At 53.9% G+C, this 21,375-nt stretch carries 12 protein-coding genes, 1 pseudogene and 1 riboswitch; of the genes and pseudogenes, 11 read left to right on the top strand and 2 right to left on the bottom strand.

The window, feature by feature from the left end:
- Window positions 1–92: 92 nt before the first annotated feature.
- Window positions 93–539: a hypothetical protein gene (locus MRY86_RS21260; RefSeq protein ID WP_293564810.1), complete on the bottom strand. Its 447-nt coding sequence runs from the start codon at window positions 537–539 to the stop codon at window positions 93–95.
- A 392-nt stretch (window positions 540–931) separates the two neighbouring features.
- Window positions 932–1,050, top strand: a riboswitch (SAM riboswitch).
- A gap of 224 nt (window positions 1,051–1,274) precedes the next feature.
- Between MRY86_RS21260 and MRY86_RS21255 the strand changes: the two genes are divergently transcribed.
- The 4 genes from MRY86_RS21255 to MRY86_RS21240 all read left to right on the top strand — a co-directional run bounded on the left by MRY86_RS21255 (window position 1,275) and on the right by MRY86_RS21240 (window position 6,795).
- Window positions 1,275–2,597 (top strand): O-acetylhomoserine aminocarboxypropyltransferase/cysteine synthase, encoded by a 1,323-nt coding sequence (locus MRY86_RS21255; RefSeq protein ID WP_293564808.1) that lies wholly within the window; start codon window positions 1,275–1,277, stop codon window positions 2,595–2,597.
- A 58-nt stretch (window positions 2,598–2,655) separates the two neighbouring features.
- The gene (gene metX, locus MRY86_RS21250) at window positions 2,656–3,768 is read left to right on the top strand and encodes a homoserine O-acetyltransferase (protein WP_293564806.1); all 1,113 of its coding nucleotides are present in this window, start codon (window positions 2,656–2,658) and stop codon (window positions 3,766–3,768) included.
- A gap of 88 nt (window positions 3,769–3,856) precedes the next feature.
- Window positions 3,857–4,495 carry a peroxiredoxin gene (locus MRY86_RS21245; protein WP_044150018.1) on the top strand — a complete coding sequence of 213 codons (639 nt, stop codon included), beginning with the start codon at window positions 3,857–3,859 and terminating at the stop codon, window positions 4,493–4,495.
- A gap of 137 nt (window positions 4,496–4,632) precedes the next feature.
- Entirely contained in the window at window positions 4,633–6,795 is a 2,163-nt protein-coding gene (locus MRY86_RS21240) for a hypothetical protein (RefSeq protein WP_293564803.1), read from the top strand.
- A 33-nt stretch (window positions 6,796–6,828) separates the two neighbouring features.
- Here MRY86_RS21240 and MRY86_RS21235 read toward each other — a convergent pair whose 3' ends face one another.
- The gene (locus MRY86_RS21235) at window positions 6,829–11,739 is read right to left on the bottom strand and encodes a T9SS type A sorting domain-containing protein (RefSeq protein ID WP_293564801.1); all 4,911 of its coding nucleotides are present in this window, start codon (window positions 11,737–11,739) and stop codon (window positions 6,829–6,831) included.
- A 194-nt stretch (window positions 11,740–11,933) separates the two neighbouring features.
- Here MRY86_RS21235 and MRY86_RS21230 point away from each other — a divergent pair, with 194 nt between their 5' ends.
- The 7 genes and pseudogenes from MRY86_RS21230 to MRY86_RS21200 form a co-directional block, all read left to right on the top strand.
- Window positions 11,934–13,331, top strand: coding sequence for a hypothetical protein (locus MRY86_RS21230; RefSeq protein WP_293564799.1), 1,398 nt, complete (start codon window positions 11,934–11,936; stop codon window positions 13,329–13,331).
- Window positions 13,332–13,393: 62 nt separating this feature from the next.
- Window positions 13,394–16,093, top strand: a complete 2,700-nt coding sequence (locus MRY86_RS21225) for an ATP-binding protein (protein ID WP_293564797.1) — start codon at window positions 13,394–13,396, stop codon at window positions 16,091–16,093.
- A gap of 200 nt (window positions 16,094–16,293) precedes the next feature.
- On the top strand, window positions 16,294–16,869 hold the full coding sequence (locus tag MRY86_RS21220; RefSeq protein WP_293564795.1) for a hypothetical protein: 576 nt from the start codon (window positions 16,294–16,296) through the stop codon (window positions 16,867–16,869).
- A 26-nt stretch (window positions 16,870–16,895) separates the two neighbouring features.
- Entirely contained in the window at window positions 16,896–17,762 is an 867-nt protein-coding gene (locus tag MRY86_RS21215; protein ID WP_293564794.1) for a hypothetical protein, read from the top strand.
- Between the two features lie 137 nt (window positions 17,763–17,899).
- Window positions 17,900–20,083: a gliding motility-associated C-terminal domain-containing protein gene (locus MRY86_RS21210; protein ID WP_293564793.1), complete on the top strand. Its 2,184-nt coding sequence runs from the start codon at window positions 17,900–17,902 to the stop codon at window positions 20,081–20,083.
- A gap of 20 nt (window positions 20,084–20,103) precedes the next feature.
- Complete coding sequence (locus MRY86_RS21205) at window positions 20,104–20,613, top strand: T9SS type A sorting domain-containing protein (RefSeq protein WP_293564791.1); 510 nt, start codon at window positions 20,104–20,106, stop codon at window positions 20,611–20,613.
- 26 nt (window positions 20,614–20,639) lie between these two features.
- Window positions 20,640–21,375: pseudogene (locus MRY86_RS21200) on the top strand (hypothetical protein); the annotation flags it as partial.

Here is a 21,375-nt window from a genome sequence, read left to right as displayed (position 1 = left end):
TGCCACAAAAACTTGTTTGGAGACCATACAAGGGTGGCTCAGCTGAACATAGCTATGAAGTTTTGACTCTTGGAATTATTCTTTGCGTAAGGTCAGTGAATTAAACGCTCAGCGTCTGCCAGTTCAACAAACAAGTTTTTGCCTAATTGCCGGAAGCCGTATTTGGACACATAATGTCCGATTAACTCTGTTTTTGACCGCAAAGAAACGTATCCTTCATAATCCCTCTTGAAGGACTGTTCACAAGCAAATGCAAGAAGACAACCAGCCAGGTGATCGTACCTTTTCTTCCTTCCCACATCTCTGCGGTTCACTTCAATCAAACAAATGTGGATTCTAAACTCTCCCGGAATGTCTTTAAATGAAATTAAGCCGAGTATCTCTTCATCTGAATCCAATCTGATTTTATAGGTTTCATGGCGCTTTTCGAGGTTCCGGTCAAATTGGAATGCATTGTTTTTCTCGATATTTGCCCAATCTTTTCCTTCTACTGGTTCTACTCTTGCCCCAATGAGCTCTCCAGATGATTTATGACGCACCTTTATCACTTAAAAATAAAAAAGTTAACATAAAAAGTCAATTTTATTGATAATTCCTATTGATATCTTTCTGAAGATAGCTCAAACCAGTTGCCTTCATCTGGTATTCTTGTAGGTTCTCAACCTACATTTAGTTCTGTTTCAATTAATTATGGGGGTCTGCGTAGACGGCCGCATCGCTCTCCTAAACAACATCAAAACCCAACTATTAATTACAAAGAGCAGCATAAAAATAAAAACCTATAAATCCCATAGATTTTATTTTATTTTTTATCCCTGACAATGAGCTAATTAGACGGTGGGTTTCAAAAAATACTGGCATCGTACCAAAATTTTACATAGATTTGTGTTCAACAATCTCTTCTAAGAGGAAAGCCCTCTGTTTGGAAGCGATTTTATGAAGAAGGGTGGAGAGATCGGGCTCTGTGAAACCCTGGCAACCGCACGAAAGTGAAAGGTGCCAATTCCCGCCAAAAAATGTTGCCTCTGGCAGCGATTGGAAAAATAAAATCAGAGTATCCAATGTCTTCATTTCACATTTCCACATTACTACCTGCTACTGTACCGAACCTTACACCTGTGCACCCTTTGATGCGCTGTTGTATGTGTTGTTGTTGATCCTGTATCCCTATACAGGATGAACCGCTACTGCTGTGCTGCCTTCCGGGCAGTCCCGGCTGGCTTTATCTGTTTGTTTTCAAATATTACCATTACGCTATAAAATTTGCATTAGCCATGTCAGACTATCGTTATGAAACGCTTCAGCTTCACGCTGGGCAGGAAGAAGTAGAAGGTACCACCCGCTCACGTGCAGTACCGATTTATCAGACTACGTCCTATACGTTCAAAGACTCTGAGCACGGAGCCAATTTATTTGCGCTCAAGGAGTTTGGCAATATCTATTCCCGCATTATGAACCCTACGGTGGATGTGCTGGAGAAGCGCATCGCAGCGCTCGAAGGTGGCGTGGCTGCGGTGGCGGTGGCCTCCGGGCAGGCCGCTCAGTTCATCGCACTGTCCAACATTCTGGAAACCGGCGACAACCTGGTCAGCAGCGCCAACCTTTACGGCGGCACCTACAATCAGTTCAAGGTCAACTTCAAGCGCCTGGGCATCGAGGCCCACTTTGTAGCCGACGAATCGCCGGAAGCTTACGAAAAGCTAATCGATGAAAATACCAAGGCCCTATACGTGGAGGCCATTGGCAACCCGAGCTTCAACGTGCCGGACTTTGAGGGCATCGCGGCGGTAGCGAAGAAGTATGACATCCCACTCGTGGTGGACAATACCTTTGGCGCTTGTGGTTATATCTTCCGGCCCCTCGACCACGGCGCAAACATCGTGGTGCAGTCAGCGACCAAGTGGATTGGCGGGCACGGCACAAGCATTGGCGGTGTGATCGTCGACGGCGGCAACTACAACTGGAGCAACGGCAAGTACCCGCAGTTTTCTGAGCCGAGCGAAGGCTATCACGGGCTGGTCTTTGGAGACGTCTTCGGTGCAGAAGGGCCTTTCGGTAATATCGCGTTCGCGATCCGGGCGCGGGTGGAAGGGCTTCGCGACTATGGCCCTGCACTTAGCCCGTTCAATGCCTTCCTGTTGCTGCAAGGCCTGGAAACGCTAAGCCTGCGTGTACAGCGCACTGTAGACAACGCTCTGGAGCTGGCCCAATGGCTGGAAAAACACCCCAAGGTGGACCATGTCAACTACGCTGGCCTGGAGAGCAGCCCTTCACATGCTAATGCAAAAAAGTACCTGCAACATGGCTTTGGCGGTGTCCTGTCCTTCACCATCAAAGGCAGCAAGGAGAATGCAACGAAGTTTGTGGACAGCCTGCAACTGGTCAGCCACCTGGCCAATGTGGGTGATGCCAAGACCCTCATCATTCAGCCCTCTGCCACGACGCACCAACAGCTGAGCGAGGAAGCGCAACTGGCGGCGGGCGTACTGCCCAACCTGCTGCGCGTTTCAGTGGGCATTGAGCACATTGATGACATCCGGGGCGATTTCGAGCAGGCTTTCGCCAAAATCGAAGCAGGCGACCCGGTGCTGGCATAATTTATTTTGGGGGCCATGTGCCCCCACCTCTTTTTTCCTGATGCAAAACAACACGACCTTGAAATACCTGACCATCGCGGAACCACTGAAACTGGAAAACGGCGCCCAACTTGAGGGCGTCCAAATCGGCTATAAAACCTATGGCACGCTTTCGGATAAAAAGGACAACGTCATCTGGGTCTTCCATGCCCTCACGGCTAATGCTGCGGTAGAAGAATGGTGGCCGGGCCTTTTTGGCTCGGGCAAGCTGCTCGATCCAGACCGGTACTTTATCGTATGTGCCAATATGCTGGGCTCCTGCTACGGCTCCACCAATGCCCGCAGCATCAACCCGGCAACCGGCGCACCTTACGGCAAAGACTTCCCACACCTCACTGTGCGGGATATGGTCAAAGCTCACCAACATTTGCAGAAGCACCTGGGCATCAGCCGGATTCAGTTTGGCATAGGCGGCTCAATGGGCGGGCAGCAGTTATTGGAATGGGCCGTCACAGACCCCGGTTTATTCCGTAGCATCTGTGTGTTGGCCACCAACGCGAAGCATTCTCCCTGGGGCATCGCCTTCAATGAGGCCCAACGCATGGCCATCGAGGCAGACCCCACGCTTTACACCAATGCGGAAAATGCCGGTGCGGCTGGTTTGGCAGCAGCCCGGGCAGTAGCCATGCTTTCCTACCGCAATTACCGGACCTATCAAAATTCGCAGGAAGAGGACAGCGATGAGGTCCGCAGTGATTTCAAAGCCGCTTCCTACCAACGCTATCAGGGACAAAAGCTAGTGGACCGCTTTGATGTACTTTCGTATCTCACCCTTAGCCGGGCGATGGACAGCCACAACCTGGGGCGCGGACGGGGCGGTATCGAGCAGGCCCTGGAGCGCATCAAAGCCAAAGCACTAGTCATTGGCATCCACTCCGATGTATTGTTCCCAGTCGAGGAGCAGGCCAGGCTGGCTATGCACATACCACAGGCACAGCTCGAGCTCATCGACAGCACCTACGGCCACGATGGTTTTCTCATTGAATTTGCCGAAATCAGCCGCCTGGCTCAACCCTTCCTGGAAGGAACCGTTGCTATTGATAGAAAACGGAAATACCGCCTGCGGGAGCAGTCCAAAAATGGCTTTGGCTTCCGCCCGGTGGAGGCCCTGCCGGGAACGGAAAGATTATGACCCGGCCGTGACGAGCATCACTGAAATAGCCTCTGCTTTTATTTTATTTTGCAAACGTAACTCTTAACCACCAAAAACGATATAACCTATGTCACTCAGATTAGGAGAAGAAGCACCTAACTTCAAAGCTCAAACTACCGAAGGTGAAATTGATTTTCACGAATGGCTCGGAGACAGCTGGGGCGTACTGTATTCTCATCCTGCAGATTTTACGCCTGTTTGTACCACTGAACTGGGCCGTACCGCAGCGCTCAAGGAAGAGTTTGCCAAGCGCAACGCCAAGGTGATCGCCCTGAGCGTAGACCCGATCGAGGACCACATGAAGTGGCTCAGCGATATTGAGGAAACGCAGAATGTAAAGATGAACTTCCCCATTATCGCGGACTCCGACAAAAAAGTCGCTGTGGCTTACGATATGATCCACCCGGAAGCGGACCAGAAATTCACGGTACGTTCTGTTTTTGTAATCGATCCAAATAAAAAGATCCGCCTGACGCTGACTTACCCGCCATCAACCGGCCGGAACTTTCACGAAATCCTGCGCGTGATCGACTCCCTGCAACTGACCGACAACTACAGCGTAGCGACGCCGGTAGATTGGGAAGATGGGCAGGAAGTGGTGATCTCGCCTGCCATTTCCAGTGAAGATGCGAAAGATAAATTCCCGAAAGGCTTCAAGGAAGTCAAGCCCTACCTGCGCCTGACGCCACAGCCGAACCGGGACTAATTTAATTAATTGCACAAACGTTTTAGGTTACGAAACCGGAGTTCTACCCACGGGTGGGGCTCCGGTTTTCTGTTTACGGCCCTGCTCATCCAGTCTGCTCGGAAGTTAGTAATTTGCGGTTTCAATAAGTTGGCCACATGCTAAAGAAGGGGACGTCCACGGGAATTTTTATGCTGCTGTTGCTGCTCTACACCGTATTGCAATGGCGCTACCTAGCCCTGGACTTCTGGAACGACGAGCTCTACACCCTCCGCTACTTTGCCTGTGCATCCTTCGCGGCTGTACTGACGGACTATCATGTGCCCAACAACCACATCCTTTTCAATGCGCTCAACCGCCTCTACCTCCTGCTGATTGGCGAAACGGACTTTCTTACCCTGCTGCAAAGCCCTGAAAAGCTGCGCGGGCTGATGTTCGTCTACGCCGGGCTAACGCTTTGGGGCACCTGGAAGCTGGGCGCGCGCTTTTTCAGCCTGCTGACCGGGCTGCTTGCCGTTGCCATTACCGCTACTACCCTGCCCTACCTCAATTTTGCGCTTCAAATCCGTGGGTATGGTTTAAGTGCACTCTGGCTTTTGGGGTTGTTGTACAGTACACTTAGCTTTCACGAAAAAAGGAGCCGGGGGGCAGCTTTTGGCATCATTGGCTCAGCGGGTGCGCTGATGTACACGTTACCGTCCAATCTGTACTTCATCCTGGCGGTTGGACTGTTTTGGGGAATATTCTGGGTGCGGCATATGCTCCACAACGGGCTGCATTTGCGCAATAAAGCTTTTCAGGTTGCCCTGCTCACCGCCATTGGGCTGAAGCTTGCCCTGCTGGCCTACGTACCGGTTTTCGGGCAGGTCTTCAATAATCCCTATGTCACCTACGAGCCCTTCAAGTGGAGCAACCTGACCTACTATGCCCCGGTAGTGCTGGGCGATTTTATGGGTGGCCGATGGTGGCTGTTGCCCTTTGCGTTGCTCGGGTATGCGCTGGGGCGAAGGCATTGGCTGCCTCAGGCTCAAAGCGCCCTGCTGCTGCTTACGGTGCTTGTCCTACCCTTTTTGCTGGTGTACATCCTGGGCAACGCCGCTCCAAAGCGGATCTTCATCCCGTTGGTACCGGTTTTTGCCCTGTTGTTGTCCGTCGGTATTGCCGCAGAAGTCAGGGAACTGCCGCGGTTTCGCTGGCAAGGGGTCGTAGCCGTGCTTTTGGTGGCGGGGTATGGCGTTTTCCAAGTCTTCCAGGGCTGGAGCGAGAGCAGTGCGCAGATGATGGCCGACATCAAACTCGGCGGCCGCTCTCAGGGGCTCACCCATCAGTACTATTCCTGGCATTACCGGCCGCAGCGGGAGGTAGACTTGTATAAAGACGATTACTTTTACCCCGGTATACCGGTAGGCATTGTAGGCTGCGAACCCCACGGGCTGCGGTACTTTCTGGAGGCTGAGGGTATTCCCTATCTTCAGGATGCCAATGTGGACTCGCTCCTGAACCGGCATGATACTGTAGATATTTTCAGCAGCCGCCCTTTGCGCTTGATGAGGGAGGCCGCTTACGCAAATGGCGAGATCATCAGTTACCGTGGACAATTGTCCTACCACACACCGATCCGGTTGAGGATTGATCCTGCTATTCGGGGCACCCTTCAGCAATTACTCCCAGACACCACAATTCGGCTGATTGCTCAGGGGCTTTTGCCGGGCAGCCTGCCACCGGACCAGCCTGCCCTGTCTCTGAAAGCCCAGCCAGCTAAGCTCGGAGACCTGAGCACCTTCCTTCGGCAGCAGCAGCCCTTTGTCCTATTACAACCCGACTCATTAGGCCCGGAAAACCTCTCGCTGGCTGGAATGGAATACACGTTTGATTTTCGCGATAGCCTAAGGGGCTACCACACTTACAGGGCACAGCCCCGCCTCTTGGAAAGAAGACAGGTTTGGTCATCCCAACAAGCACAGGAAGCTGATGCCGAAAATCCGTACGCCAACCTATGGTCCGCCACACTATCGGATACCATTGCCCACCGCTCCCCGGATTGGCTGCGCATTGACCTGGAAGCCCACTTCGAAGCCGGGCAAGGCGGCACCCTCGTTTTTGATGTCAATCGGGATGGAGAGACCGTCCACTGGAAGGGGCTACCGCTCGATGATTACCACCAGGCCTGGCAGCCTGTTCAAACCGCAACACTTTATTTTCGATGGCCGGAGGGGCTTCAGACAGGTGACTACGTACAGGTGTACCTTTGGAGCAATGCCGGAGGGCGGGTTGTATTGGAAGGGGCCAAGATTTGGGAGGGCTATGGCCTTAACCAATAACCCTGCCTCCACCAACACTTCAGCGGTCAAGTTTTACTGCCCCCAAATCAGCCGTCCGCTGGCTTGATGCCCTTCAACAGTCCTGATCCGGAAAAAGTACAAGCCCGATTGCAAAGCAGCCCGATTCAACTGTAGCTGATCGCCTGAAAAAGCCTGCGTCAGAACGGTCTGGCCCTGACTGTTGAACAGCTCCAAGGTCCGTGCCCCGGCAGGCCAGCCTTCTAACGTCAGCCATGCGTACTCCTGTGCAGGGTTCGGTGCAATACGGACCTTCGCACCGCCTAATGTTAGGTCCAAAGCCACGCTGATGATTTCCACGAAGTCGATACCAAGCTTATGCACCGTGGTATTGGTGATGATGGGATCGTTGATGTCAAAGTAGATAGCAGCCCGGTTTTCGATAACGGTTCCTAAAGGCAGGCCGTTCCGCTGCTCTATTTTGTATTCCACAAAGCCCTGACTGCCTTCCAGGTTGGTGGTGCTGTCGGGCAAGAGGATGTTTTCATAAGTGAAGACCAACACATTGTCTCCGTCAATATCCCAGGTATAGGCATGGCTGGAAGCCCCCGGGCGCAGCGTAGTGATGTCGAGATGCTCGGAGATGGTATCACGGATCACCACCAAAAATGCCGTATCGTTGCCGGTGTTTTGAAAATTCACCAGATACTCCAGAGCAGTGCCTGGCTCAATCAGATGCTCCTCTCCGTAGCCTCTCGGGAAACCATGTTTATCGTTGGGGTCATAAGAAGCTACGACCTCCCGGCATTCGATGTCTATGAACTCATCGGTATCGCCCAGCTCAAACTGATTGACGAAACCCGTGCTGAAGCTGCCCTCGTCATTTTCGCCGCAGCCTTCCACCACGGAGACCGGCTGACTGTTGCCCGGGTGCAGGGGGACTTGTTCTACCTCCAGCCGGTACGTGGAACCGTTGGCAGGGAAGCTGTACTCAAAGGCCTCTCCTACCTCCAACTCCAGAGAGTCCGGAGCGGTGAGCAGCATCACCCCGTCTTCGATGACAATACAGGCAGCCGGGGCTTCCATATTACCACTGCCTATGTTTTGTACGGTGAAGCGGACTTCTTCATCCACGCAACTGCTTTGCACAGCCAGGCTTGCCCCGTTCCAGAGCGGGTCAGGAGGTGCACAGGGGTCGTTGGGGTAAATTTTAGCCTGGGCGCAGAGGGACTGACCAAGCACGGCATCACAACTGACCACAAAATTGACCGCCAGGTAGCCGCAGGCATTTGCCGGCACCTCACCAAGGTTAAAGGTGAAGGTCTGCCCATCTTGTCCAGCAACGGGCAGCGTAGCGGACTGGAAGTCAAAAAGCTCATCCAGCGTCACCTCTACATAGGCATCTGTTGCGGTCGCCGTGCCTTCATTGCAGTATTGAATGTGGAGCGTCCGCGTCCAACAGGCCCGAAGGAGCGGCATACTAAAGTCTACGGTTAGCTCGGGGCAGGCTTCTTGCTCCTGCATTGGGATATCCAGTGTGCTCATACTGCCTGGTACGCTCAGGTCCACCATATAACTGTCCTGGCATTCCAGCCAATAGCTGGCCGGTACCAGCGGATAAACCTCATAACTGCCGGCCGGCACCTCCTGCTCGTAGCTGCCATCGGCCTGGCTAACGGCATAGTACAATTCATTCCCGTTGTTGATGGCTATCAGCCATCCGTTGATGCCTGGCTCTTCGGGCATGGGAATACAATCTGTCAGGGTATCCAGCACCAACCGGCCTTTTAGGGTGGTACAGGTTTGAGGATCGAGTTGCACCAGAACACTGTCCTCGTAAATGCAGCCATTCTCCGTATTTGTCAGGGAGAGAAGATGCATGCCACTTTGTGCGGTACCCGTTGGATTTTGGCCCGATACCGTTGATCCATCCGGGTAGGTCCAGATGGGATTGCCTCCGGGCAGTGCCGGAGCATACAAAAGATTGGCAGAATCACAGCTGATCAAATCCGCAATCAGGGTGGGCTCGTAGAGGTCCTCGGTAACGATAACCAGGTCTTCTGAAAAACAATCCGGCTGGCTATTGTCCGTCACAATCAGGATGTAGGTTCCAGGGGCATCTACCAATGGGTTCAGGGTATTGGCACCCGAAAGGATATTTCCATCCAGAGTAGTCCAGGCGTAGGAGATGTCCGGTCCGGCAATACTGGCGCTGCCCTCCAGGACAACAGCCGTAGTGGCACAGTCGAGCTCTTGCTCAGGACCAGCATCAGCGTTAAGTCCGGGCTCCAGCGTGTAGCTTACAATGATGGAGCAATCGTTGGCATCTGTCACGGTCACTGTATAGTTACCAGATGGCAAACCAATCCATGGTGAAGTGCCACTTCCATCTGGCCAGTTGTAAGTATAGGGCGGTGTGCCTCCGGTGACAAACACGGACAGTATACCATCTGAAGAAGAGCCACAGCTTGGGGCCTGTTCTTCCTGTATGACAGCCTGCAAGGGCGGAGGCTCATTGATCAGCACCATTTCTTCCACCGTGCATCCGTTGGCATCTGTGATCCAGACAATGTAGACGCCAGCGGGCATATTACAGACCTCTGAAGTAGTGGCGCCAAAGTTCCAGTTAAAGACGTAAGGGGGCGTACCGCCGGATACTTCTACGGACACGCAGCCTGAGGCGGTGCCGAAGCAGGTGGCGTCTAAGGTGGTGAAGTTAACAATCCAGTCTTCCGTATTACAGTCAATACCACAACCTGTTATTGTTACCGAACTGCTGGCCTGGCACTCCGGATCAGCATCATCCGTAATCAGCACATCATAAACTCCAATTGGTAAAGGGACTTCTTCAAGCAGTAAGGGGCTGCCGTAGGTACCCTGGTAGGCACCACTTTCAAGCTCCAAGAGGTAGGTTTCACCAGCTGAAGTACTATTCGAAACGACGAACTCGATATCATAATAGTCGTCATCGGGCTGATTCGGCGTGTCATTATCGTTGCAGTCCAGAATATTGGCTGTGACGAACTCAAAGATACAAGGTGGAGGCGTGCATTCCGGTGCAGCTACCAAAAAGCTAGCGGTACAGTCGGTATTGCTGATGTCATTAACGACTACCTGTATATCTCCCTCTGCTACCAGATATGGCCCAAAGACGTATTCTGTATCATATAATCCAGACTCGGCTTCTCCTCCTATTCCAGCTATCCAACTTCCTGAACTACCTCCGCTAACGGTGAGCGTAAAGGTAAAGGTATCATCAGACAAATCAGCCGGCGTTCCATTGTCGTTACAATCCGAAACGCTGAAGTCCGTATCGATCCCAGAGACATCAATCAACGTTTGCCCCACCCCCACACAACCGTCTGCCTCATTCGTTACGGAGACGGTATAAATAGTGGATTGACTAGGGGACACAGTGACCGAAGGGGTCGTGGCCCCGATATTCCAATCATAAATAAACGGAGGCGTCCCTCCGGTCACTTCGGGCGTAAGGGTAGTGATGTCACCCGGGCACCGCTCCAAAATAAAAGGTAGCGCTACATTGGCAGCAGGCAATGCTATTGCCTCAGTGGTGGTGGACGCAACACAGCCATTGCTGTCGGTAACAGTGAGATGATAACTCCCAGACTGAGCAATGACAATAGTACTGTCTGTCCCGCCAGGGTCCCAGCTAAAGGTATACGGAGGGACACCACCGGTAGCGGTAGCTCCAAAGATGAAAGGATCATTCTCACAAAACTCCAATATACTTGGGCTCGTTGCCTCCAATGCTTCAGCCGGGAAGAGCACCACAGAGTCGAGGCCGACACAGCCACTATCATCGGTTACTGTTACGCCATAAACTGCTCCGGGCGTAGGCGTAATTTCCTGAAAGGAACTCGTACTGCCGTTACTCCAGATATAGTCCTTTCCACCAATGCCTCCCTCTACTCCAGGGGTTAGCAAATATTCAAGGCCTTCACAATATTGAATGGTATCCCCTAGCGTCACCTTAAGGCTATCTACAAAATTCACCTGCACCTGATCTTCCGCCCAGCAATCGGGCAAGCTCTCATCTGTAACCCGTAGGGTATAAATCCCACTTTCTGAAACTGTTGTAGCCGGGGTTTCGTCGGTGAAGCCATTGGGGCCAACCCACTGGAAAGCCAGCTCCGGAGGCGAGGCCAGTACGGTAAAACATACCTGGAACAGTGTATCTCCATTAGCCAGAGTGACCGGGGCAAGGTCTTCCGGAAACCAATTCACACTTATAAAGCCTTGCGGAAGCGAGGAAAAGGGCTCAGGAAGCCCCATATTGTCATCTATTGAAAACGCCGACCATCCGGGGTTGATATCGGCTATTGAGGAAAATTGTAAGAAGTCGGGGTTGTAATTTAGGGTAAAGGATGTTCCGAGAATATTAACAAAGTTTTCAATTGTCAAAGGCAGGCAGACCTGGTCCCCAGCCTGTGCCTGTACCCCTCCTAATACCAACTGCAGGACATCGGGATTATTTGGGGAAGGTGGTGTCGGCGGATTGCTACCCACGTATCCATTGGTCAGCTCGAAGTCCAGAGGCACTTCATTTCCATCAACAAACTCAATCGGTGCCAGGTCGTCAGTAATCCAGATACGGGCTGGATCCGAAAGTAAACTGCCAATTTCGACCCCAGGCTCACAGAAGACTTTCCGGTCCGGCCCCGCATCCGCAGTAAGCCCTGCCAACAGCTCAATCGTTTCTTCAGCCGTACAGCCTTCCCCGTCCACCAGGGTCACCTGGTAAGTACCTGCCTGAAGGCCATTTTGCTCAGGCCCGGAAAAGCCGTTGTCCCACTGAAAGTCATAGGGCGGCGTACCTCCTGACCCCGCCAGGAATATCCATCCGGTGGGGGTATCCGGGCAATAGGGGTGCTCGATACTCACCGTATCAATCTGCAGGTTGCACTGTGCCAGGACAGGCATAGCGCCAAACAAGAGGCTTACAAGCGTCAGGGTCAAATTTCGCATGGGATTCGGTTTTGTTTTATTTCACGTTACAAATGTTGGGAGAAAACACGGGTAAGGCAAATGCATTTTTTGTGATTTGTAGAATAGAATTAAACCCTATATCTTTTTTAGATGCTTAAAAAAAGGCATTTTGAAAAAAAATTGTAGTTTAAACTTGGCATTATCTCCTACTTCATATGCAAAATTAACCGCCCATGCAGCCGACCTACCTGTACGAGCTGGTCCAATCTTTTAGCAAACAGGAACAGCGGGAAGCCCAAAAGTGGCTGGCTTCCCCTTACCACAATCAGCGGACCGACCTAAGGGCACTGTTCGAATGTTTGTTGAAAAAGCCACAACCGCCCTCCAAGGCAGCGGTTTGGCAGGCGCTATTCCCGGATACGCCCTACAACGATCAGCAACTGCGGTTGATACAGAGCTATCTGTACCGCAGCCTGGAAGACTTTTTGCTTCATCAGGAACTGGACAACCGCCCGGAAAGCACTCGCCACCTGCTTTTGGATGCTTACCGCCAACGCGGGCTGGACCGCCATTTCACCAAAGCTTACCGGCAGCAGCAACGCGCCCTGGAGCAAACACCACTTCAGCATCCGGAGCATCATCTCGCCTTGTACTGGCAGGAGCGTGCCTTATTTCAGCATCAGGCGCGTCGCGAACGGACCCGCGAGCACAATTTACAGGCCATGGAAGACGCTCTGACCCTGGCTTTTCTCAGCATGAAACTCCGGCAGGCTTGCTGGCTCCTGGCGCACGAAGCAGTGTACAAGGCAGAGTACAAAGTAGCCCTGGAGCCTCTGCTGATTGAGCTCGCTCTAAAGCCCGCCTACACCCAACAGCCTGCCGTAGCCATTTACCTCAACTGCTACCGGATGCTGAAAGCACCGGAGGAGTCGGCTCACTTCGAAGCGTTCCGGGACTGGCTGTTCCGCATTATCGGGCACTTCCCAGTGGAAGAACTGCGAGACCTTTTCCTGCTGGGCATCAACTACTGTATCCGGCAGATCAACCGTACTGCCGACAGCTACCTGCGGGAAGCCCTGGAGCTCTACAAAAAAGGGCTGGAAACAGACTTGCTGCTCGAAAACGGGGTACTCTCGAGGTTCACCTACAATAACATCGCCGGCATCGCCCTGCGGCTTCAGGAATTGGACTGGACTGCCCATTTTCTCGAAACCTACCGGCCCAAGCTTGCCCCACATCAGCGGCAGGCGGCCTATAGCCTTAATGCCGCCCGGCTGGCTTTTTCCCGAAAAGATTACGCTCAGGCGATCACCCATCTGCAGCAGGCCGATTACCGGGACTTTATTAATAACCTGGTCGCCCGTACTTTACTCTTAAAGTGCTATTTTGAACTCGACGAGTACGATTTGCTGGAGTATCACCTACAGACTATGCGCAGCTTTTTGCGCCGAAAACGGAAAATGAGCTATCATCAGCAAAACTACCGTAATATTGTACAGCTGACCTTCCGATTGCTCCGGCTCAAGCCCGGAGACAAGGCTACCGCCCGTACCCTGAAGGCCGCTATTGAAAACACCACCCCACTGACCGAACGCCGGTGGCTGCTCCGTGCATTGGAACGCACCCAATAACCCATCCGGGTTGCAAATTGGCTCCACCTTGCTTAAATTCACAGTTTCTTACCCACTCACCGATGACAAGACTTGCCTATTTGCGGATACTTTTCCTGGCCGGGGTGCTGATGCCCGGTTGGCTTGTGGCCCAGAGCCAGGCAGCAGATAGCCTTGAGCAGGTCTTTTACCAGCATAACAAGGACTCCGTAGGCATCGAAGCTGCCCTCGCCCTCTGTGACGAGTGGTCGTTTCTGCAAACTGATACCGCATGGGAATGGGCCCGTCGCGCTTATGCCCTGGCGGAAGAACTGCAATCGCCCGCACTCACCGCCCGCAGCCTTTACCAACTGGGCGCTGCGGCTTATGACAAGCGGGAGCTGCAGCAGGCTATGGCTTACTTCCTGCAGGCACTAGAGCGCTTCGAGGAGTTGGGCGATGACCGCCGGCGGATGGACACCCGGCTGGAAATCGGCCTCATCTACCAGGATATGGGCGAATACGGGCAGGCCCGGAAATACCTCGATGCCTTTTACCAGTTTTACGCCCGGAAGGGCGCTGCTGAGGCGCCCAACATCATTTTTGCCCTCAACCAGTTTGTAGTACTTTTCGAACAAATGCAGGAAGTCGACTCCATGCTGCACTACGCCAGGGCTACCCTGGAAGCCGCCGAGCAGTACGGGCAGGACAAGTACCTTGCTAATATCCACAACAACCTCGCTTCGGTCTACCTATACGCTAAAGACTATCCCAAGGCGCAGCACCATTTCCAGCAGGCTGAGCGTATCGGGTTCGGCCCCAATAAGGTAGGCCGGTACTACAACTTCTACGCGCTTGCCGATATGAAACGGGCACTGGGCGACCCGGACAGCAGCGCTTACTATGCAAAACGGGCACTGACAGTAGCACAGAGTTTTGGCGACCTCGAAAAAGAAAGCAACATCCACCTCTTTTTATCCGGGCTTTACAGGGACAGCCGGGAATTTGAGCAGGCCTTTTCTCAGCTGGATACCTTCACAAAGCTCAAGGATTCCCTGACAGCCCTGCGGCATCAACGCGATCTGTCAGAACTCTCCGTGCGCTATCAGACACAGGAAAAAGAAGCCCGGATTGCGCAGCAGCAACTGGAACTGGAGCAGGAAGCCAACCGCCGCAACCGATTGCTGTTTGGAGGATTGCTGGGGTTCCTGCTGCTCGGCGGGGCTTTCTTATTTTGGCGCAAACGTCAGCAGGAACAAGCCCGGCAGACCGCCCTTGAGCTCAAATTCCAACAGGCAGAAGCCAATCGCCTGCGGGAACTGAGCGAACTAAAGTCCAACTTCTTTGCAAACATCAGCCATGAGTTCCGTACTCCGCTTACCCTACTGCTTGGGCCGCTACGGGATATGGAAACCGGACAGCGACAGGCAGAACCCAATGCCCTGGCCAGAATGCGGCGGCAGGGCGAACGCCTGCTCGACCTTGCCGACCAAATGCTCGACCTTTCAAAACTCGAAAGCGGGGCAATGCCTGAGCGGCTTGAGCAGTATGACCTCACCCGTATGACCGCACTCACCGCTGCCGCATTTGAGAGCATGGCGGAGCAAAAGCGCATCCATCTGCATACCGACCTTCCTGAAGAGGCTGCCCCCGTTATACTTGATGCAGACAAAATCGAAAAGGTACTGAACAACCTGTTGGGTAATGCCCTGAAGTTCACTCCCGATGGCGGAAAGGTCAGCCTGAAGCTCCGGATGAAGCCCAATGGCGATCAATACATGGCCCGCATAGAGGTACAAGACAGCGGGCCTGGCATCTCTCCTGAACAGCTGCCACATATCTTCGAGCGCTTTTACCAGGGCCAGCCCGAAGGCAGGCAAGAGGGCGCAGGCATCGGGCTGGCACTGACCCGGGAGCTGGTCCACTTCATGGGCGGGGACATTCATGTGGAAAGCAAGGTGGGCCACGGCACCCGCTTCGTCTTGTCTATTCCTTTTCAGAAAGCCCCGGCACCTACAGCAGCCATTCAGGCTACACCCGTAAGCCCTGACAACGGGCAACCCCTGGTCCTCATCACCGAGGACAACCCGGAGCTCCGTCAGTACATCTGCGAGCAACTTCAGGAGCAATACCAGATTATCGAAGCCGCAGAAGGGCAAACCGGCCTGCAAATGGCGCAGGAGCAACTGCCCGACCTGATCCTTTCGGATGTGCGCATGCCGGGCATGGACGGGCTTGACTTTTGCCGGGCTATCAAGACTGACGAGCGCAGCAGCCACATCCCGGTTATCCTGCTGACCGCCCTGGCAGATCAGGAAGATGTGCGCACGGGGCTCCTCACCGGCGCAGATGCCTACCTGACCAAACCCTTCGACGCCGAAGAGCTCCGCATCCGCGTAGGGCAGTTGATTCAACAGCGGCGGCAGCTGCGGGAGAAGTTTGCCAGATCTTTGAAGGATAGCCCCGCTCCGGTAGAAGCTGAAAATCCAGCCGATGCGGTATTCCTGCGAAAGGTAGAGCAGGCAGTGATGAGCCAACTCGATGAAGAAGACTTCAGCATCGAAGCCCTGGGCAGGGCGGTAGGCATGAGCCGGAGCCAGCTCCACCGCAAAATCAAAGCCCTCACCGATCAGTCGCCCTCTGTTTTTGTCCGAACGCTCCGGTTGCGGGAGGCCTATCGGTTGCTGCAGGCTAAGGCCGGCAACGTTTCAGAAGTAGCTCATCAGGTTGGGATGCCCAATCTTGCGCATTTCTCCCGCTCTTTTAAGGACCTCTTCGGGCACCCGCCCAGTCAGATCAGCTAATCCCCTTATGCTACATAAGTGCAAAACCGCGACATATCAGCAAAACACCATAAAAAACACGTGCACAACCCGCTCATCTAACCGCTGAATATCAAACACTTATACCAAAAAGACACATAGCGCAAAACATTTGGGACATAGCGCAAAGCCGGGTCCTGTGAATCTCTGCAACTTGCCCCCAACAACAAACTCACAATCGTATGAAAGCGCTAATTCCATTTATCTTTTGTCTGGCAATGGGAGCAGTTAGCACCATTCAGGCACAGCAAGCCGTAGTCGTCAACGGGCAAGCACTCGCCTCCCAAACGGTACAGCAACTCGAAGCTTACTATCAGGTAAACATACAGCCGGGGCGGTACTGGTACGATCCCTACTGCGGGCTATGGGGCATGGAAGGCGGCCCGGCACGTGGCGGCATGATGGCGGGCCTTGCACTGGGCGGGCAAATGCGGGCCAATGTTTCCCGGGGGCAGACGCGTATCTTCATCAATGGCCGGCAAATCCCGCAAAGTGAGCGGGTACAGTGGGAACAGCTCACCGGGCCGATTACGCCCGGCCGCTACTGGCTCGATGCCTATGGCAATGTAGGGCTGGAAGGCGGCCCCTCCCTGGGCAATCTGACCGTGCTGGCACAGCAGGTACAGCGCAACGCCTCCGGCTATAACCGGGGCAATGGCAATACCTTCTACCGCAACTTCTACACCGGCACCGGTAGTGGCAGCAGCAGCGAGGGCTTCTACATCATGGGCGAAGACTGGTCTTACAGCAGTTTTTAATCTATTTAACCAAAATCCGATCAACAATGAGAAAGTTACTTTGGATCCTTATCCTGCCTTTACTGTGGGCATCCTGCGACAAGCAAAGGGCTGAACCCGATGGCGGCAACGGCAACAACGCTCCCAATGAACCGGCGCTGGCAGATGCAATCGACGAAGCCTTCCCCTTCACGCCCAATCAACCCTTCGGTGCCCTGTACTACTGCGGGCGCCTGGGCTCACAGCTCAGCTGGTACTTCCTGTTTGCAGCAGACAACACCTTACAGGTGCTCCTTACTACTGATGCCCACCAAAATTATTCCTTCAACGGCAGCTATACCTACGCCTCAGATGAGTTGCGCCTGCAAATGCCCGGAGGCCCGGCAAGCCCTTTCCCTCAGGGACTGGACGAGCGGTCCACCGTGATCATGCCCAGTATGGGGCTCGTGGGTGCTTTTGCCACTCCGCAAATGGTCTGCGTCTGCATGGGGCACGACCTCAACCCACAGGATCCACCACAGGCAGAAGCTAATTACGACTGCCCAACCATCAATGTACAAGCAGCAACGGATGAGGATAATGCCATAGAACTCATGCACCGGAGCGTGCCCTATGAATTTGCCGTGCCTGGCTCTATTTTCCGGCAACAAGACACTTACGTCAGTGGTATGAACAACCCGCAGGTCAGGCGCGGCTATGGCATCTACCGGACCGATGGCAACCGGTTTTATGCCAACTTCCGCCTGGCTCAGGATTTATACGAATATGCAGCCCCTGGGCAGTTGCCAGTCAATTTGGAACCCGGTGTGCCTTTTACCGACCATAACCTGATCAGCGGGCAGATTCAGGCGGGCTATCAGGAACTAACGGTAGACCAGTTGTCGCCGGAGTCTGGCCCCTGCCGGCTTAGGTAAAAATAGGCTATTCCAACCATCCGATTAACAGCGGTATCCCTTGCTCAGAAAGGATTGGCTGAACCCAAGAACCGGTTCCAGCCCGGTCCGTACTGTGTCCTTCAGGGATGCCCAAAAGGATCAAACACCTAAGACCCATGTCATCTTTATCCTATAAACTACTGCTCGCCCTGTGCCTGCTGCCTCCGATCGGGCTCCTGGCCCAAACCGTATGCGGGGGCACCCTTTCGGGCGACCTGCTGGGTTTTCAGAGCTTTGGTGCCGGGCAGGAGCCTGTACAGCCGGGCGACCCATTCCTGTCACCGGCACTGAGCTATCAAAGCACGGGGCCATGGGTGCCCGGTACTTATAGCCTGATGAACACCACTGCACTGCCCGGCAGACCTCCCTGCTGGATAATCATTCAGGACAACAGCAATGAAGAAGAGGGCTACTTCCTGGCGGCTTATGCCGGAGCAGATCCGGTGGCGGTGATCGAACAAGGAGTGGAATGGTGCGGGGAGGGCCGGTACACCCTTTCCGCAGACCTGATCAACCTGAGCAGCGATGCCTGCATGGAAAACGGGGTAACCATTAGCTTTTTCATTGACAATACGGAGGTGTACAACTCTGGCCAATTACCCGCCAACGGCAATTGGGAAGCACATCAGGCGACATTCGATATCCCTGCCGGCACCCAATGGAGCACGATCCGGATAGTAGCGGACGGGGCGGGCTTCGGGATAGACAATTTACAGCTTCAATACTGTCAGCCGATACTGGAATTACCGGATACGGTGCGCTTCTGCAACGGGCAGACCACCATCCTCACCCTGAATGGAGCAGACACCCTATTTTCCAACCCAGCCTGGCAATGGCAACAAAGCTTTGATGGCGGGAGCACATGGGTAGATGTTAACGGTGCTACGGCCCCTACGCTGACTATTGATCCCCCACTTGAAGGCGTTCAATACCGAATATTAGGAGCTAACAGCCCGGTCGCCCAATCTGGCGCAGGCTGTGCAAGCCTGTCCAATACAGTGAGCCTGCTGGAACAACAGCCCGTGGAGGTTTACCAGACGCCAGTCATCTGCCAAGGTGATACAGCATACATCGGCCAGACACCACTCTACGAGCCGGGCAACCACAGCGTTACCCTGCCCGGTGGAAGTGGGTGCGACAGCCTGGTCCACGCCTTCTTGTTTGTCCATCCGGTTTATGAGCAGTGGTTCACCCAACATTTATGCTACGGAGAGACCTTTCTGGGCAAGGCCTGGACAAACGATACCCTGCTGACGCTACAGTATGAAACCACAGCGGGTTGCGATAGCCTCGTCACCTACGATATTGAGGTGGCGGCTCCCGACACCTTTGCTATAACCGGAGCCTTACAAATATGCGCAGGAGCGGCTACTACCCTTTCTGCACCCGGCGGGTACAATGATTATGCCTGGAGCAACGGCGCAACCACTGCTACGGCTACCATAACGACAGGAGGGACCTATACCGTTTCTTTCTCCGACAGTCAGGGTTGCCCGTACGAAGCAAGCGCCACAGTAATCAGCGGTCAGCCGCTCTTTGATGTTTCGGCTATTCCTCCGGACTGCCCGGATGACCAGGACGGACAGTTGCGTATTCCGTGGGTGGAAAGCGGCACCCCACCCTATGCCTACCGGCTTAACGGAGGGGACTGGCAGTCTGGTAATCACTTTGAAGGGCTCACTCCCGGCGACTACGTAGCAGAAGTGCAAGATGCCGCCGGCTGTAGCGCGGAGGTGCCCATTTATCTGGAGGCACCTGAGGAAATCAGCCTTTCCTGGTCGGGTTGGCCTGACGGGCTGCTCAACGCAGGCGACACCCTTTTTTTGAATGCTTCAGCGGCTAATGCCAATACACAATTCGAGTGGTCCGGCCCGGGTCGGTTTAGCTGTGCCTCTTGCCCGTCCACTCAGTTTACGGCCTTGATGAGTGGGCTATTCAGGGTACGCGCCACTACACCGGAAGGCTGTACCGCCACGCTGGACACCACATTGGCCGTAGCCAGCCGCTACCGGCTATACCTGCCCACGGCTTTCTCGCCCAATGGGGACGGGAACAACGATTATTTCGAGCCGGGCTTCGGCTCTAATGTCGTCCGGGTATTGCGCTGGGACATTTATGACCGCTGGGGCGGGCAACTGTTTGAAAGCGGCCCTGCACTGCCCGGTGCACCACAACTGCGCTGGGATGGCAGCCGGAATGGCGCACCATTACCGCCCGGGCTTTACCTCTACCACGGGCAAATAGAATTTGAGCACGGGCAAGTCCGGGAGACTTCCGGCGAAGTCCTGCTATTGCGATAATCCAATTAAAAACTTTCAAGATGATGTCAGTTATTCAGCAATCCTTATCAGCAGCGGCGTTTGTGGCATTGCTGATGGGGTACAGCCCACCCGCTCCTGCCCAGGATATGCCCCGCACTGTATTTGGCAATGCCGGGGACTATTACACCAACCTCCTGTTCGGCGACCTGCACTGGACGGTTGGAGAGGTCGCCGTGTCTCGCTTTCAGAATGGGATTTCCCTTTCCGAGGGCTTCCATCAGATATATTATGAGTTGGTGGTGGAAACCCGGGAAGCAACTTACCGGGACTGGACAGTGCGGGTATTCCCAAATCCCACAGCCAGCCATATACAGGCCGATTGGGCTGCTGACGCCCCCGTTCAGGCCAGGCTATTGGCAGCCACCGGGCAGGAACTCTTTCGGGAAGCCCACTTCCAAAAAGGGCAGCAACTGGACCTGACGGGTCTGCCGCCCGGCGCTTACTTACTGCAGTTACGCAACCGGGACGGACAGCAAAGCACCTTCCGCATCCTAAAGGTCAGAAGATAGATTTTTCCACACCAAACCTTAAAGTCATGAAACCGTATTTAGTACTTGGGGCTTTTTTGGCCCTGGCTTTGCCGCTGTTTGGGCAAAGTCCTCAAAAATTCAAATTCCAAGCGGTTGCCAGAGATGCTTCCGGCCAGCCCTACACAAGCGTTAACCTCGGTGTCCGCATCAGCCTGGTGCGCGATGGCGTCTCCGGACTGATCGACTACGCCGAGCGCCACGTAGTCACTACCTCCCCACTTGGTGTATTTGACCTTGAAATTGGCGGCGGGCTTCCCATCTCAGGCACCTTTGCTAATGCCGACTGGGCCAACCATCCCTATTATCTCAAGGTAGACATTGACCCCGATGGAGGGACCAATTATATGAACCTGGGCACCTCTCAGTTGCTCTCCGTACCTTATGCTATTTACGCCGGAGCAGCTGGCAACGGTGGGGGCGGTGACCCTACCGATGAGCTGCAAAACCTAATCTATAACCCAGCCACGCAAACCCTGACCCTCACGAATGGAAATACCGTTACGCTAAATTTCCCTACCGGTACAGATGCTCAGCACCTCAGCCTGAATGGCACCAACCTTTCCATTGAAAACGGGAACACGATAGACCTAAGCCCAATCATGGACGGGGTGGAAGATGCAGATGCGGACCCTATGAATGAGCTACAGGACATCTCCTTCAACCCTGCTACCAATCAGCTCAGCATCTCCGGCGGCAGTACCGTCACCCTGCCCGCAGGCGGCACGGATGCCGATGCAGACC

This window comes from Phaeodactylibacter sp. (assembly GCF_022763345.1).
Classification (GTDB): domain Bacteria; phylum Bacteroidota; class Bacteroidia; order Chitinophagales; family Saprospiraceae; genus Phaeodactylibacter.
This window is presented reverse-complemented; position numbering and strand designations above follow the sequence as displayed.

Coding starts and splice junctions, on each gene's coding strand:
- MRY86_RS21225 (WP_293564797.1), top strand. CDS start 13,394: ATGACAAGACTTGCCTATTTGCGGATACTTTTCCTGGCCGGGGTGCTG.
- MRY86_RS21205 (WP_293564791.1), top strand. CDS start 20,104: ATGATGTCAGTTATTCAGCAATCCTTATCAGCAGCGGCGTTTGTGGCA.
- MRY86_RS21230 (WP_293564799.1), top strand. CDS start 11,934: ATGCAGCCGACCTACCTGTACGAGCTGGTCCAATCTTTTAGCAAACAG.
- MRY86_RS21215 (WP_293564794.1), top strand. CDS start 16,896: ATGAGAAAGTTACTTTGGATCCTTATCCTGCCTTTACTGTGGGCATCC.
- MRY86_RS21220 (WP_293564795.1), top strand. CDS start 16,294: ATGAAAGCGCTAATTCCATTTATCTTTTGTCTGGCAATGGGAGCAGTT.
- MRY86_RS21240 (WP_293564803.1), top strand. CDS start 4,633: ATGCTAAAGAAGGGGACGTCCACGGGAATTTTTATGCTGCTGTTGCTG.
- MRY86_RS21210 (WP_293564793.1), top strand. CDS start 17,900: ATGTCATCTTTATCCTATAAACTACTGCTCGCCCTGTGCCTGCTGCCT.
- MRY86_RS21255 (WP_293564808.1), top strand. CDS start 1,275: ATGTCAGACTATCGTTATGAAACGCTTCAGCTTCACGCTGGGCAGGAA.
- MRY86_RS21235 (WP_293564801.1), bottom strand. CDS start 11,739: ATGCGAAATTTGACCCTGACGCTTGTAAGCCTCTTGTTTGGCGCTATG.
- MRY86_RS21245 (WP_044150018.1), top strand. CDS start 3,857: ATGTCACTCAGATTAGGAGAAGAAGCACCTAACTTCAAAGCTCAAACT.